The organism is Pseudomonas chlororaphis (assembly GCF_001921865.1).
In the GTDB taxonomy this organism is placed as follows: domain Bacteria; phylum Pseudomonadota; class Gammaproteobacteria; order Pseudomonadales; family Pseudomonadaceae; genus Aquipseudomonas; species Aquipseudomonas chlororaphis_D.
Genome location: NZ_MSCT01000014.1, coordinates 117,191 through 132,121 on the forward strand (window position 1 = coordinate 117,191; position 14,931 = coordinate 132,121).

General features: G+C 65.3%; 14 protein-coding genes. 4 read left to right on the forward strand and 10 right to left on the reverse strand.

Features of this window, described 5'->3' with window-relative positions; genetic code table 11:
- Positions 1-53 precede the first annotated feature (53 nt).
- The 3 genes from BTN82_RS17125 to BTN82_RS17135 all read right to left on the reverse strand — a co-directional run bounded on the left by BTN82_RS17125 (position 54) and on the right by BTN82_RS17135 (position 4,117).
- Complete coding sequence (locus BTN82_RS17125; RefSeq protein ID WP_075120308.1) at positions 54-2,534, reverse strand: TonB-dependent siderophore receptor; 2,481 nt, start codon at positions 2,532-2,534, stop codon at positions 54-56.
- 105 nt (positions 2,535-2,639) lie between these two features.
- A complete protein-coding gene (locus BTN82_RS17130) occupies positions 2,640-3,599 on the reverse strand; it encodes a FecR domain-containing protein (protein ID WP_075120309.1) in 960 nt (319 codons plus the stop codon).
- Complete coding sequence (locus BTN82_RS17135) at positions 3,596-4,117, reverse strand: sigma-70 family RNA polymerase sigma factor (RefSeq protein WP_075120310.1); 522 nt, start codon at positions 4,115-4,117, stop codon at positions 3,596-3,598. Before BTN82_RS17135 ends, BTN82_RS17130 begins: the two co-directional genes overlap by 4 nt.
- Before the next feature lie 204 nt (positions 4,118-4,321).
- Between BTN82_RS17135 and BTN82_RS17140 the strand changes: the two genes are divergently transcribed.
- On the forward strand, positions 4,322-4,711 hold the full coding sequence (locus BTN82_RS17140) for a cytochrome b (RefSeq protein WP_261792994.1): 390 nt from the start codon (positions 4,322-4,324) through the stop codon (positions 4,709-4,711).
- Positions 4,712-4,843: 132 nt separating this feature from the next.
- A complete protein-coding gene (locus BTN82_RS17145; RefSeq protein WP_075120312.1) occupies positions 4,844-6,061 on the forward strand; it encodes a DUF3422 domain-containing protein in 1,218 nt (405 codons plus the stop codon).
- Between the two features lie 80 nt (positions 6,062-6,141).
- Here the strand turns inward: BTN82_RS17145 and BTN82_RS17150 are convergent, their stop codons facing one another.
- On the reverse strand, positions 6,142-7,107 hold the full coding sequence (locus tag BTN82_RS17150; RefSeq protein ID WP_075120378.1) for a fimbrial protein: 966 nt from the start codon (positions 7,105-7,107) through the stop codon (positions 6,142-6,144).
- Positions 7,108-7,396: 289 nt separating this feature from the next.
- On the opposite strand from BTN82_RS17150, the gene BTN82_RS17155 reads away from it, so the two are divergent.
- On the forward strand, positions 7,397-8,068 hold the full coding sequence (locus BTN82_RS17155) for a class I SAM-dependent methyltransferase (protein ID WP_075120313.1): 672 nt from the start codon (positions 7,397-7,399) through the stop codon (positions 8,066-8,068).
- 12 nt (positions 8,069-8,080) lie between these two features.
- On the opposite strand, the gene BTN82_RS17160 is transcribed toward BTN82_RS17155, so the two are convergent.
- The 4 genes from BTN82_RS17160 to BTN82_RS17175 form a co-directional block, all read right to left on the reverse strand.
- The gene (locus BTN82_RS17160; protein ID WP_075120314.1) at positions 8,081-8,776 is read right to left on the reverse strand and encodes a tRNA (adenine(22)-N(1))-methyltransferase; all 696 of its coding nucleotides are present in this window, start codon (positions 8,774-8,776) and stop codon (positions 8,081-8,083) included.
- 150 nt (positions 8,777-8,926) lie between these two features.
- Entirely contained in the window at positions 8,927-9,418 is a 492-nt protein-coding gene (locus BTN82_RS17165; protein ID WP_075120315.1) for a GNAT family N-acetyltransferase, read from the reverse strand.
- Positions 9,419-9,601: 183 nt separating this feature from the next.
- On the reverse strand, positions 9,602-10,402 hold the full coding sequence (locus BTN82_RS17170) for an ABC transporter ATP-binding protein (protein WP_075120316.1): 801 nt from the start codon (positions 10,400-10,402) through the stop codon (positions 9,602-9,604).
- Between the two features lies 1 nt (position 10,403).
- Entirely contained in the window at positions 10,404-11,288 is an 885-nt protein-coding gene (locus BTN82_RS17175; protein ID WP_075120317.1) for an ABC transporter permease, read from the reverse strand.
- Between the two features lie 381 nt (positions 11,289-11,669).
- Between BTN82_RS17175 and BTN82_RS17180 the strand changes: the two genes are divergently transcribed.
- Entirely contained in the window at positions 11,670-12,758 is a 1,089-nt protein-coding gene (locus BTN82_RS17180) for an LLM class flavin-dependent oxidoreductase (RefSeq protein ID WP_075120318.1), read from the forward strand.
- A gap of 202 nt (positions 12,759-12,960) precedes the next feature.
- Here BTN82_RS17180 and BTN82_RS17185 read toward each other — a convergent pair whose 3' ends face one another.
- Both BTN82_RS17185 and BTN82_RS17190 read right to left on the reverse strand, forming a co-directional pair.
- Positions 12,961-13,755, reverse strand: a complete 795-nt coding sequence (locus BTN82_RS17185; RefSeq protein ID WP_075120319.1) for a class II aldolase/adducin family protein — start codon at positions 13,753-13,755, stop codon at positions 12,961-12,963.
- 129 nt (positions 13,756-13,884) lie between these two features.
- A complete protein-coding gene (locus BTN82_RS17190; protein WP_075120320.1) occupies positions 13,885-14,790 on the reverse strand; it encodes a LysR family transcriptional regulator in 906 nt (301 codons plus the stop codon).
- Positions 14,791-14,931 lie beyond the last annotated feature (141 nt).

Genomic DNA, 14,931 nt, shown 5'->3' on the forward strand with positions numbered 1-14,931 from the left:
CAGTCGCAGACAACAACGCCACTCAGAGAGTGGCGTTGTTTATCGGCCGAGGCTCAGAACCGCGCCTTGAGGGTCAGGGTGAAGTTGCGCGGATCGCCGTAGTAGTTGCCGAAGGTTTCGGTGCCGATGGTGGCGTAGTAGCGCTTGTCGAACAGGTTGTTGCCGTTGAGCGCCAGCGACCAGGTGTCGTCGATGCGGTAGCCGACGCGGCCGTTCCATACCGCGTAGCCGGCCTGGGTGAGTTTCTCGTTGCTGGCCGGGGACACCCGGAAGTTGTCGCTTTGCGCGTTGACTCCGGCGCCGATGCTGAAGCGCTCGAACGCGCCGCCCAGGGCGTAGTCGCCCCACAGGCGCAGCACATGGCGCGGCACATAGCTGTTGAACGCGGCGCCGTTGAGGCTGCTGTCGATGTCGTCCAGGGTCTTGGTCTGGGTGTAGGTGTAACCGGCCAGCAGTTGCAGGCGCTCGATGACCTCGCCGCTGATTTCCGCTTCGAAACCCTGGGCCCGGACCTTGCCGGAGTTCAGGTAGCAGTAGCCGTCGGAGGACGGGCAGCTGGAGTTGTAGTCGGTCTGTGCCTGGTCCTTCTGCACGGTCTGGAACAGGCTGAAGGCACTGTTCAGGCGCCCGTCGAACCATTCGCCCTTGATCCCCAGCTCGTAGCTTTGGCCCACCAGCGGCTTGAGCGTCGAGCCGCTTTGCGAGCGGTAGTTGCCCTGGGGCGTGAAGATCTCGGCGTAGCTGGCATAGGCGGTCAGGTTGTCGTTGAGGTCCAGCAACAGCCCGGCGAACGGCGTGACCTGCCCGGTCTCGGTGCTTCGGGCGTGCTCCGAGGTGCCGGAACGAATGAACAGCGAATCGGTTTTCGAGCGGTACCAACTCACGCGGCCGCCAACCACGAAGGTCAGGGGCTCGGCCAGCTTGAGTCGCAGGGTCGAGTACAAGCCTTGCTGTTCGGTGACGCTTTTCACCGGGCCGCCGCGGGTCGAGCGCTCGCTGAAGTAGCTGTCGTCCGGCTCGGGGATATGCCGGTCCGGGTCGAACACGTTCTGTCGCTGCGGCAAGAAGGCCACCGAGTAGAAGTCGTCCTTGTCCGAACGGCTGCCGTTGACCCCCAGCAACAGCTCATGTTGCAGGCCGAAGGCGGTGAACTTGCCGTCCAGGTAGGCGTCGAGGCCGTAGTCGACCTGGTCGTAGTCGTACAGGCTGCCGAGCATGCCGGTGGTGTCGGTGCCGGGCGTCACCGAACCAGAGGCGAAGGCGTATTTGATGTCCTGGGTGTTCTTGGTGTAGACGCCGGCGACCTTCAGCGCCCAGTCGTCGTTGAGCTGATGCTTGAGGTCGCCGAACACCGTGGTGCGCTTGCTGCGCCAGGTGTTCCAGGACGGATCGAGGCAGGTCGAGCGACTGAGCTTCAGGTCACTGCCGTCCTTGTAGCGCGGCAAGCCGCCCCAGCACGGGTTGGCGTCGACGTCTTCATAGGCGATGCCCAGGCCGAGGGTGGTGTCGGGGCTCAGGTCGGCATCGAGCGCGCCGTAATACACCTGGTCCTTGCGGTTGGCATCGTCGGTGAAGTAATGCCGGCTCTGTTCGGCCACTACCACGCGTCCGCGCAAGGTGCCGGACTCGTTCAACGGGCCGCCGGTGTCGACCTGCCCACGGTAGTTGTCCCAGCTGCCGCCCGACAGCGTGACCTCGGTCTGCGGGGTGCCCTGGCCGCGCTTGCGCACGAAGTTCACACCGCCGGCGGTGCCGCCCGAGCCTTTCATCATCCCGGCGGCGCCGCGCAGCACCTCCACCCGATCGTAATAGGCCATGTCGCCGCTGAAGCTGTCGGCCTGGACATAGAGGTTGCCCATGTCCAGGGGAACCCCGTCGTACTGGTACTGGCCCGACATGCGAAAGCCGCGGGAATAGAAATACTTGCCGCCCATGGTCGAGTCGTAGACGGTGATGCCCGGGGTCTTTTCCATGACCTGGTCGATGGTGTTCAGGTTCTGGTCGTCGAGCATCTTGCGGGTCATGACCGTCACCGATTGCGGGGTTTCCCGCAGGGAGTGCTGGCCCTTGCCGATGGTCACCGCCCCGGTGGTGTACGAGCCGCTGTTCTCGGTGGTCGCGCCGAGCAACTGGCCGTCGATGTGGGTGGCGCCCAGCTCCAGCGCCGAGCCGAGCGCAGGAATCGCCCGCAGCACATAGCTGCCGTTGGCCTGGGGCTCGGCGCGCAGGCCGCTGCCGCGCAGGATCCGCGCGAAACCTTCGCCCACCCCGAACTCGCCCTTGAGCCCGGGCGATTGCAAGCCCTGGGTTTGCCGCGCATCGAACGAAATCGCCGCGCCGGCGGCGCTGGAAAACCGGGTCAGCACCTCCACCAGGCTGCCAGCGCCGATGTCATAGGCGCGGACCTGGCTCTGTTGCGCCGCGGCCCCCGCTGCCTGGCCAGCATTCGCCGAACAGGCGCCGGCCATGCCCGCCGCCAGCAACGCGACTTTCACTGCATTCGCCAGACGACCCGGCGTATTCCCCAACGACATGCTCTGCTCCCCCACAATGGTCAATAAACATTCACTGAGGGATGAGCCGAACGGCGCGGACAAAAAATGCAGGCGCCGCGCCTGTTTTTTTTCCAGGGCACGGCGTCAGCGCGAATCGGCCCCGGCGACCTGGACCCAGAACCGGCTGTAGCGGGTCACGCGCAAGGCGAATCCGCTCTCCAGCGCCGCCAGGGCCAGATCGGTGTCGTCGATGGGAAAGACCCCGGAAACCTTGAGCCCGGCGATGGCCGGGTCCCAGCGCAACACGCCGGGACGATAACGCGCCAGCTCGTCGAGCAGCGCGGCCAGCGGCCGGTCGATGGCGATGATGCTGCCCTGCTGCCAGGCGCCGACCGAAACATCGTTGCCGCGCAGCGGGCCCAGGTTCCGCTCGTCGAACGCCAGGCGCTTGCCGGCCTCGACACGCACCGCCGGACCGCTGCCCGGCACGCTGACCTCCACCGCTTTTTCCAGCACCGCCACCTCGCCGCCGCGGGCCTGGCTGCGGACGATGAAACGCGTGCCCAATGCCAGCACCTCGGCATGCCGGGTGACGACCTTGAACGGCCGCTGCGACGGATCGGCCGCGGTGCTCACCAGAATCTCGCCCCAGAGCAATTCCAGCACTCGCTGGCGCCCGTCGAAACGCAGGTTGACCGAGGTGTCGGTGTTGAGCAGCAGGCGGCTGCCGTCCGCCAGGAGGAACTCGCGACGCTCGCCCACCGCGGTGCGGTAGTCGCACAGCAGGTCCTGCGCCGCCTGGCTGCGCCAGCCCAGCCAGCCCAGGGTGCCGGCGGAGGTCAGCAACAAGGCGCTGCGCAGCACCTGGCGCCGCGAACGGTTGCCGGCCTTGCTCAAGGTCGGCGCCGCCAGGGCACCCGGCACGCTGGCCATCTGCTCGGCCACCGCGGCCATGCGTTGCCAGGCCTGGCAGTGCAGCGGATCGGCGGCCAGCCAACTGTCCCAGGCCGCCCGATCGGCGTCGCTGGCGGTGCCCGAATGCAACCGCGCGTACCACTGCGCCGCGACCCCGATGGCCTTCACTTCTTCGGCGGGCAGGCTCATGGGCATTGCAACTGGATCTGCATCAGGCAGCAATGCGCCATGGCCTTGGCCATGTGGTTGTTCACCGTGCGCACGCTGATGCCCAACTGCTCGGCGATCTGCGGGTAGGTCAGGCCATTGAACTGCGACAGGATGAAGGTCTGCTTGACCCGAGGCCCGAGCCCTTGCAGCAGGCGGTCGATTTCCATCAGGGCCTGGAACAGAATCGCCTGCTCCTCCGGCGACGGTTGCAGGGACTCTGGCATGGCCGCCAGCACTTCGAGGTAGGACTGCTCCAGTGAGCGCCGCCGGAACAGGTCGATCAACAGGCCCTTGGCGATCATCGACAGGTAGGAGCGCGGCTCGCGGATGTCCAGCGCGGAGCGCGCCTTGATCACCCGGACGAAGGTGTCCTGGGTCAGGTCCGCGGCATCGAAGGTATTGCCCAGGCGCTTGCGCAACCAGCCCTGGAGCCAACCGTGATGGTCACAATACAGATCGTTGACAGCGCTGCGTAAGGACAAGTCGTTGGCGGGCATGACGATGGAATAATTCGCGACTGATAATGACTCGCATTGTCGTGTGCGCCATCGCGGCTTGCAACCACAACCTGAGGGGCCCGGCCCAGCCCGGACCGACGCGGATTAATCCGCGCCACCAAGAGTATCCCCGCCGGCCCCTTCGCCGGGCTTCTGCCGAACCTGCAAGGTCATCGCCGGCGGTGCCTGAACGACGGATTCACCCTGAACTACACAGCAACGGCAAAATGGCTGCACGGGGCGATGGCGCTGATCTGGCTGGGCAGCTTTGCCCTGGGCATGGTCGCCGTGTACGCCCGCCAACAGCTCAACGACGAACACCAGCTGACCTTCCTGCACAAGGCCCTGGCCAGCTCGATACTGCTCATCATCCCGCTGCGCCTCTACTGGCGCCTGACCCACCCGACGCCGCGCCAGCCCGAGACCATGCCCGCCCTCGCCCGCGCCGTCGCTCACTACGCCCATTGGACCCTGTACGCCGCGGCCCTGCTGGCGCTGCCAGTTTCCGGCTGGTTCTGGAGCTCGGTGGCCGGCAAGCCGATCAGGGTCCTCGGGCTGTTCCAGTTGCCGCCAGAGAGAAGCCGGGGCGTTTAAGGGCGCCTGTCCGGTTGGCGGTGACTCGCGGGGGACCTCATCTGTCCCAGCATCGATAGCCGCGAATCGCTGCCCGTCGTCCACGGGCATCGATCGCACGCGCCCACAACAATTCCAACACGGCCAGCCTCCATGCACCCGCAAAGACAACCTCTGCACAACGAGCTCCACGCCCGCCCTTCCCTGTATTTCGACGAGCCGGCCCATGTGTTCCACCTGGCCTTCCTCGGCGACGCCCCTGAGTGCAACGCCCTGCTGCAACGCTGCTGCTCCGAGCCGTTCGACCCGCACGCCGCCCAGGGCATTACCCGGCTCGACGGCCACCCGCTGAAGTGGGAGCGCCACGCCGAGTTCGTCACCCTGACCCTGGTGGTCGCCGCGCCCGACGGCGAACCGTGCTGGACCTCGCTGCCCGCGGCGCTGGCGGAGCGGATCGAGCCGCACCGCGGGCAGTTGATCAATTCGGTGCAGATCGTGGTGCGCGGCGAAGCCGGCCTGGAGCTTGCCGACTACGGTTTCAAGGACCCCTGCGGCTCGTCCGTGGGCGGCGGCGATGCGTTGGTCTGGAGCGATTTCCGGCTCGCCGCAGACGGCAGCAACCGCCTGCTGTTCATCAACCGACGCCTCAATGCCTACCGCCAGGGGCGGATGATCCGCCGGCTGCTGGAAATCGAGACCTACCGGATGATGGCCTCGTTGTCCCTGACCACGGCCAAGCACCTGAGCGCGCAACTGGATGCCTTCGACAAGACCCTGGTCAGCCTGTCGGAGCGCAACGCCGAGGCCGGCAGCGGCGACGCCAAGGCCCTGCTGGCGGATATCTCCAGCCTCTCGGCGCAGCTGGTCAGCAACACCGCGAAAACCCGTCATCGCTTCAGCGCCATCCAGGCCTACGCGCAACTGGTGTTCGAGCGCCTGGGCGAACTGCGGGAAAGCCATCTCGGCGATTGCCAGCGCCTGGGAGTGTTTATCGAGCGGCGCTTCAAGCCCACCGTGCGCTACTGCGCCGCCACCGAACAACGCCTGGAGCACCTGGCCAAGGGCGTGGCCAACCTGGGCGACCTGTTGCAGGCCCGGGTGCAGGTGGAAATGGAGGAGCAGAACGCGGAAATCCTCAAGAGCCTGAACGCCCGCGCCGACGCCCAGATCAAGATCCAGCGGGCCGTGGAAGGCCTGTCGATCATCGCCATCACCTACTACCTGTTGAATCTGCTGAAGCTGGTTTATTCCGGCGTGCACCTGCTCGGCGTCGAGATCGACCCACGGCCGGCGATGCTCGGCATGGCGCCCTTGGCGATTGCGATCCTGGCGCTGATCCTGGTCAGGATCAGGCAAGCCAAGGCGCACTGAGTGGCCTGTCCACCAGCTTCAGCGGCGCGGGCAGCGACCCGGCTGGTAGATAAGCCGCCGGACGATTCGCATCGGACGCTTCAAAGATAATTGAGGATAAAGGTCAGCGAGCCATCGGCCTTGCCGCCGGAGACGTTGCTGCCGATCTGGATATAACGGGCCGCCAGCTTTATCGAATTGACGCCGTTTTCCGCCGTCCCCAATGCCTGGCGCTGGCCCAGGGGCATGGGCGTAGGGCTGGCCTTGGAAGCATCCAGGATCTGGATGCCCACGCCCCTGGCCGACTGTCCGGAAGACGTCAATCTGATGGTGCCCGGATAGCCGCTGACCTGGGAGGTATTGTCGAGCGTCAGGTTGACCCTCGCCCCGGCATCGCAACGCAGGTCGATGGAAAACCCTTTCTCCGGCGTACTGCTTCCCGCACCGCGAAAAGCACCGATATCGACACGCCCCATCTTGACCAGGATGCTGTTCTTGACCAGGGAGCACGACGCGACCGCGACCTGGACCGTTGAAAACGAGAAACTGTTCAGGGTCTGATCGTAGAGCCCACCCAAAGCAGAGCTGGGGCGGGTCATGACCGAGAAGTTCGGAAACCGGAAACTCCCCCCGGCAATATCCCCCAACTTGATCAACTCGAACGTGTGCTGGAGAGTGTAATAGCGCGTCCCGCCCAGATACGGAAAACCAAACTCAGTCACAGGGGTTGAGTTGTTGAGGCCCGTATTGCTGAGCGAATAACGCCCCCCATTGGGCTCCGCCAGGGTCCATCTCAAACCGACTCCGTTGACCCCCGTCAAAAACGTCTCCCGACTAAGACCCACCGCCACATTGGAAGGCGACTTGAAGTATTGAGCGCTCCACCCGGTCGGAAAGAAAATATTGTTGCAACTCATCGCGGCTTTGACTTCGACGGAAGCCAGTACCCCACCAACGGCAAGATCCCGTTGCGCGGTGATCGTGGCCGGCAAGGGAACGCTGACGACAGAGGAGCCCACGGGGCGGCAGACGTCAGCAAGGGCAGCGGCTGAGATTTGAGGAAACATGCCGCCTGGAATGATAAGGAATACCGCCAACCTACTGAGTCTGCACGCGTTCAATAGAAGCCCCCTAAACCGAAAATATAATTATTCGAGCGAAGGATTTTGACTGGCCATTCCTACAACAGATATCAGACTTATCCGAAAGAAATCTTCATTTTTCACAATCATAAAATGTTCATTTGACAACTTCCGCCACGGTCACTAAAGCCACCATTCAGGTACCGGTTGCCGTCTGCTAACGTCAGCCCGACGCGCCTTGCCGCTCCGCTCAGCCACCACCCTGGACCTCGACATGCCCACTCCCGAATCCGCTCTGCTGCACAGCTGGCAACACAACGCCCAGGCCTGGATCGACGCGGTCCGCGGCGGCGCCATCGCCAGCCGCGTCGAGGTCACCGACCAGGCCATTCTCCTGGCGGCGCTGAGCCGTCAACCCGAACGCGTGCTCGACCTCGGCTGCGGCGAGGGCTGGCTGCTGCGGGCCCTGGCCCAGCGGGGCATCGAGGCGGTCGGCGTGGACGGCGACGCGACGCTGGTCGAGGCGGCGCGGGCGGCGGGCTCCGCGCCGGTGCACCTGGCCAGCTATGAGCAACTGGTCGAGGCCCGGGTCGACATCGGCCGCGGCTACGACCTGATCTGCGCCAACTTCGCCCTGCTGCACCAGGACATCATCCCGTTGCTGGCGGCCCTGCACGCCCTGCTCGCCCCCGGCGGCGCGCTGACGATCCAGACGCTGCACCCCTGGGCCGCGGCAGCGGGCGACTATCAGGACGGCTGGCGCGAAGAAACGTTCGCCGGGTTCAAGGGCCAGTGGCAGCCCATGCCGTGGTACATGCGGACCCTCTCCAGCTGGCTGAATGCCCTGGACATGGCGGGCTTCCGGCTGGCCGCCCTGCAAGAGCCGCAGCACCCGCAAAGCCCCGTGCCGCAATCGTTGTTGCTGGTGGCCGAACCGCGAAGCTAGGCCCGCGTAACTTCACGCCAGCAGTTCGACGATCCACTCGACCTGGCGGGCGAGGTCTCGGGCCTTCTGTTCGGGCACCGCCTGCCCCATCCGCGCGAACTGGCCCAGGGTCTTCTGCTTGAGGCGCAGCAGGCGCTGCCACTTGGCCAGGAAGACCGGGCTGCGGGCCTGCATCTGCAACGGGCCGAAGTACAGCTCCTGGTCGGTATAACTCACCTGCCCGGCGCGCTCGGCGACGATGATTTCGTAATAGAAGCGGTTTTCCCGCAGCACGTCCTCGAAGAGGATGCGGTAGCCGTGGTCCATCAGCCATTGGCGCAGCGGCTGCTCGCCGCCGTTGGGTTGCAGGATCAGGCGCTCATCGCCGCGCAGATAGGCTTTGCCGCTGTCGAGGATGTCGCGAATCGTCTCGCCGCCCATGCCGCACAGGCTGACCGCGGTGATGCCGTCCGCCGGCTCGATCGCCGCCAGGCCGTCGGCCAAACGCACGCTGATGGAGTGTTCCAGGCCGCTGTCGCGCACGCTGCGTTCGGCCGCGTGGAACGGCGTCAACGCCACCTCGCCGGCCACCGCGGCGGCGATGGCACCACGGCGCAGCAAGGCCACCGGCAGGTAACCGTGATCCGAGCCGATATCGGCCAGGCGCGCGCCGGCCGGCACCTGCGCCGCCACGCGCTCCAGGCGTATGGATAATGTCTGTTGGTTCAACGGCCGCCCCTTTTGTTACGAACGTCCAGCGCCTACGGCCGGATCGGGGCGCGATTCTGTCGGGCAATGCCGAGCATTTCAAATATTTGCGACCGAAGCCCCGGCGCGGCGCTCGCCAATCCGCCCGCGCCGTCCAGCGCTGGGGGCGATCTAGAGCGCCAGCACGAAGCCGCTTTCAGGGCCCTGGCTGTGGTTGCAGGAGGGCGAGAAGCCGCAGCGCACCAGGACTTTTTTCGAGCCGATATTGTCCTCGTAGACGTAAGCCACCAAGTGGCTCAGCGCCCAGCGCAGCCGCGCCTCGTGGATCAGCTGTTGCAGCGCCAGGGTCGCGAGCCCCTGCCCGCACGCCTGCTGGTCGATCCGGTAGCCGACCTCGGCGCAGCGCTGCTGCGGGTCGATGTCTTTCAAGTTGGCCCGGCCGACGATATTCCCCTGCGAATCCTCGATCACCAGCGGGTGCCAGGTGCCGGCGGCGAAACCGGCCAGGTACGTCTCAATATGCTCGGCGACCCCCTGTGGCGAATAAAACCCAGGGGCACGCGCGTCGATCTGCGACTCGAACCACTGGCGATTACGCACCTCGAACGCCAGCAAGGCTTCGGTGTCGGCGCTGTGCAGCGGGCGAATGCTAAAGGACGTCATCCCTCACTCTCCTGTGATTCAGGTCGAAAGCCGGCGCAGGCGATTGCCCACTCCAACGTTGCTGGCCTGTCGTTGCCGAGGGCAACGACAGGCGCGCGCCAAACATCCTGCTTTCTTCGCGCCCGCGCAACGTTTATGTGCGGGCCCCAAGCACCTGGGACAACGTGCCACGCGCCCGGCGGCTCAGGCGTGGGCAAAACGCCGGACGCTGTCGCCGGCCACCTGGCGCACAGTACCGCTGGCCTGCACCGCGGGCTCCGTCGCTTCCACGCCCAACAGCCGCAACAGGCGCGCGCGGATCGCCTGGAAACCTTCCTGGCCGGTATCGCGCGCGCGCGGCAGGTCGATGCTCAGTTGCTCGGCGATCCTGCCGTTGGCCAGCACGATGACCCGGTCGGCCAGGAGGATGGCTTCGTCCACGTCGTGGGTCACCAGCAGCACCGCCGGGGTGTGTTTGCGCCACAGGTCGATGATCAGCCGGTGCATGCGGATCCGGGTCAGGGCATCCAGCGCGGCGAAGGGTTCGTCGAGTAACAGCAGCTTGGGCTCGCGCACCAGGCCGCGGGCCAGCGCCACCCGCTGGGCTTCGCCGCCCGAGAGGGTCGCCGGGTAGGCTTCGAGCCGATGGGCCAGGCCCACTTCGGTCAGGGCCTGCACCGCGCGGGCGCGGGCGTTGGGGATGCGCAGGCCGAGAATCACGTTCTTCCAGGCGCGTTTCCAGGGCATCAGCCGCGGCTCCTGGAACACCGCCGCCCGGGCCTTGGGCACCCGCAACTGGCCGCTGTCGATGCTGTCGAGCCCGGCCAGGCTGCGCAGCAAGGTGGTCTTGCCCGAACCGCTGGCGCCCAGCAGCGCGACGAATTCCCCCGGCGCGATGTCCAGGTCCAGGCCGTCGATCACCCGCTGCTCGCCGAACTGGCGCACCACGTTGCGCAGTTGCACGGGCGCGGGTTCAGGGGCGTTCACACGCTCGATGCTCGACATATCAGTTCCTCACGAAAGATGGGCGCCAGGCCAGGGCAAAACGTTCCAGGGTGCGGATCAGCCCGTCGATCAACAGGCCGAGGACGCTGTAGATCAACAGGCAGATCACGATCACGTCGGTGCGCATGAAGTCGCGCGCGTCGCTGGCCAGGTAGCCGATGCCGGCCGTGGTGTTGATCTGCTCGACGAACACCAGGGCCAGCCAGGAGATCCCCAGGGAGTAGCGCAGGCCGACGAAAAACGACGGCAGCGAGCCCGGCAGGATCACGTGCCAGATCAGCTCGCGGCGGCTCAGGCCCAGGGTGTTGGCGGCCTCGATCAGCTTGGGGTCGATGTTGCGGATGCCGGCGAACAGGTTCAGGTACACCGGGAAGGTGGTGCCGGTGACGATCAGGGCGATCTTGGTGAACTCGCCGATGCCGAACCAGAGGATGAACAGCGGCACCAGGGCCAGCGAAGGGATGGTGCGCAGCATCTGCATCGGCGAATCGAGCACCACCTCGCCGCGTTTCGACAGGCCGCTGATCAGGGCCGCGACCACCCCGAGGCTGACGCCGATGCTCAGCCCCACCAGCGCCCGCTGCAACGAAACCAGCAGGTGCCGGCCCAGCTCGCCCGAGGCGATCATGGCCCACAGCGTGCCCCCGATCTGCGACGGCGCGGCGATCACCCGCTGCGGAATCAGCCCCCAGCGCGAGGCCAGTTCCCACAGCAACAGCAGCACGATCGGGCTGAGCAGGCGCAACAGGACGTCGGGGGTGCGCCAAGTGCGCAACCAGTCGGGGATCAGCCGCGACGCCCCCGAGCCGGCAGTGCCGGGACGAGCGGCCTTGTCCACGGAAAACGAACTGCTGGCGCTCGGCGGATCGAAGGTCTTTTCGCTCATCGGGCTTCCTTCCTCATCGAGGACCGGGCGGGAGGCGTCATGCCGCCCCTTTGGATTCATGCTATTCGCATAAAAAAAGCCAGTGAAATTCTTTTTGGGAATAACCTAATATGATTAAAAATCAGATAGAACGTTGAGCTGATAAATAATTTGCATAGTAAAGCCGATCGAACCGGGCCCTTCGAGAGGTGTGGCCATGGTTTACTTAAAAATGCGCATTGCTGATAAATAGATATTTAAATAATCAGTTAATTTAATAATTAACTTAGAACAAAACGGCATTTCACAGCCCGCCCCGCTGCGCCTACTTTCGATGCCACGGACCGACCCCCTGCCCGGTGGAGGCTTGTCAGAGCGGCTTACCCCCTAAAGGAATCCACCATGAGTATCGAATTCATCGGCTATATCGGCGGCCATCAGTCGTCGGAGATCCAACCCCGCAGCGGCCCTGTCCTGCAACCCGAATACGTGGAACAGGTCGCCCGCGCCCATGAAGAAGCCGGCTTCGACCGCGCGCTGGTAGCCTTCCATTCCACCAGCCCGGACAGCACCTTGATCGCCGCCCACGCCGCCAGCGTGACGAAAAAGCTGCAGTTCCTGATCGCCCACCGCCCGGGCTTCGCTGCGCCGACCCTGGCCGCGCGCCAGTTCGCCACCCTCGATGTGTTCAACGGCGGGCGCACGGCGGTGCACATCATCACCGGCGGCGACGACCGCGAACTGCGGGCCGACGGCAGCCATATCGGCAAGGACGAACGCTACGCCCGCACCGACGAATACCTCGACGTGCTGCGCCAGGAATGGGCCAGTGAACAACCTTTCGACTATCACGGCAGCTACTACCAGGTCGAGGGCGCGCACTCGGCGGTGCGCTCGCCGCAACAGCCGCATATCCCGTTGTATTTCGGCGGCTCCTCCGCGGCGGCTATCGCGGTGGCGGGCAAGCACGCGGACGTCTACGCGCTGTGGGGCGAAACCCTGGAGCAGGTGCGCGACGTGGTGACCCAGGTGCGCGCCGAAGCGGCCAGGCATGGGCGCAGCATCCGCTTCAGCCTGTCGTTGCGGCCGATCCTGGCGGACACCGAGGAACAGGCCTGGGCACGCGCCGAACGTATCCTGCAACAGGCCACGGCCCTGGCCGAACAGAGCGGTTTCGTGCGCCGCGAACCGCCCAACGAAGGCTCGCGCCGCCTGCTGGCCGCCGCGGCCCAGGGCTCGCGCCTGGACAAGCGGCTATGGACCGGGATCGCCGGCCTGCTCGGCGCCCAAGGCAATTCCACCGCCCTGGTGGGCACCCCGGAACAGGTGGCCGAGGCCCTGCTCGACTATTACGACCTGGGCATCACCACCTTCCTGATCCGCGGCTTCGACCCGCTCGACGACGCCATCGACTACGGCAAACGCCTGATCCCCCTGACCCGGCAACTCGTCGCCGAGCGCGAACGCCAGGCGGCGGAAAAAGTGGCCTGAACGGTAGCGCCGTCACCGACCCTCGGCGGCGCCTGCTTGAGCGAGCGCTGCGCGCTCGTACGCAGCCTCGCCGAGGCTCGGCAGCGGCTACGGGTTTTGCGTCAGGGCTGCGACTTGGCACCGCCCTGTAGCCGCTGCCGCAGGCTGCGTACGGCTGCGCAGCAGCCGCGAGGGCAGGCCTGGCAAATCGCGCTTCGGGCCGTCAGTCCTTATAGCCCGTATCGCTCCGTTCCAGCTGGCGGATCAGCGCGTCCCAGTGCCGCACGACGCCGGGGCCGTCGCCTTGGCTGAAGACTTCGGCCTGTTTCTCGACCTTGGCCACCACCTCGCGCGGCGGGAAGATCAACTCGGCATTGCCCGCCGCCTGGGCGGCGATCTGGATGTTGCAAGCGCGCTCCAGGCCGTGCAGTTGCTGGAACGCGTGCTCGACGCTGATGCCCGCGGTCAGCAGGCCGTGGTTGCGCAGGATCAATACGCTCTTGTCTCCCAGGTCGGCCACCAACCGCTCGCGCTCGTCCAGGTCCAGGGCCACGCCTTCATAGCCGTGGTAAGCCACTCGCCCGGAAAAGCCGATGGCGTGCTGGGAGATCGGCAACAAGCCGTCGCGCTGGGCGGACACGGCAATGCCGTCGCGAGTGTGGGTGTGCAGCACCGCGTGCAGGTCGGGCCGGGCGCCGTGGATGGCGCTGTGGATCACGTAGCCGGCGTAGTTGATGCCCAGGCCCGTGGGGTCGTCGACGATGGTGCCGTCGATGTCGACCTTGACCAGGTTGGAGGCGCTGATTTCGTCGAACAGCAAACCGAAGGCATTGATCAGGAAGTGCTCGTCGGGCCCCGGCACCCGTGCGGAAAAATGCGTGTAGATGTGGTCGGTCCACTTGAACAGCGCCGCCAGCCGATAGGCCGCGGCCAGTTTCACCCGCACCTCCCACTCTTCGGGGCTGACGCGCTGGCGGACATTCTTCGAGACGCTGGACAACGGGCTGACGCTGCTCATGGCTAGGCTTCCTGGAGGCTCGTAGAGAATCTCCGGCAAGCCTAGGGGAAGGCCAAACATAATAAAAAGCACATTTTAATCTAAGCTAATTATTATATTTTTTCATGTTAAGCCTTACCCCTTTTGCCCTCAGGCAGCGCTCTTGATCTTCTGCAACGAACCGGCGACCAGCTTGCCGAAGGCGTCCACCGGCCCTTGCAGGTTGCCGAGGAAATGCGGGTAGATCAGCCACAGGTCCATCACCGGCTTGAAGTCCTTGAGCGGCATCGCCGCCAGCTGTTCGCGGTGCACGCTGCGCTCGAGCAACGGCCGCGGCACCAGGCCCAGCCCCAGGCCGTCGGCGACCAGACCCAGTTGCAATTCGGTGCCGAAGGTTTCCAGGTTGACCCGCAGCGCCAGGCCCTGGTCCGACAGGGTGCGTTGCAACCCGGCGCGGAAACCGCAGCCGTCGGGGTTGAGAATCCAGCCGTTCTGGTAGACGTCGGCCAGCTTGCACGGGCGCTTGGGCAACTGCGCCTTGGCGCAGACCACCACCAGCTCCATCTTGCCGATCGACTCGCCGACGATGTTGTCCGGGAAGATCTTGCCGGCCGGGAACAGCGCCGCCGCCGCGTCCAGTTCGCCGCGCTCGATCTTGCCCACCAGCTGGCTGCCCCAGCCCGTGGCCACCTGGGCGCGCAACTCGGGGTATTCGACGCGCAGGTGCTTGAGGGCGTCGAGCAGCACCACGTCGCCGATGGTTTGCGGCACGCCCAGGCGCAACAGCCCGGTGGGCGGCGCGTCAGTGGCCACCAGCTCGCGCAGGGCATCCATTTCCCGCAGGATCAGCCGGCACTGCTCGTACACCCGCGTGCCGATCAGCGTGGGCTTGAGCGGCTTGGTATTGCGGTCGAACAACTCCACGCCCAGGGCCTGCTCGAAGTTCTGCACGCGCCGCGTGATCGCCGGCTGGGTCAGTTGCAGGGTCTCGGCGGCATGGCTGATGGACTGGCAGCGAATCACTTCGACGAAAGCGTCGATATCGTCAATTTTCATTTGGCCCGCACATAGAGAACAGTCGACAAGATGTTTGAAAAGCATAATTCCATTGTGAATATCTGGATAGCCCGGCGCATCTATCGATAACGTCTAACACTATTCACAAGGGTTCTAAATTCCTTTCGGATATAACCTAAT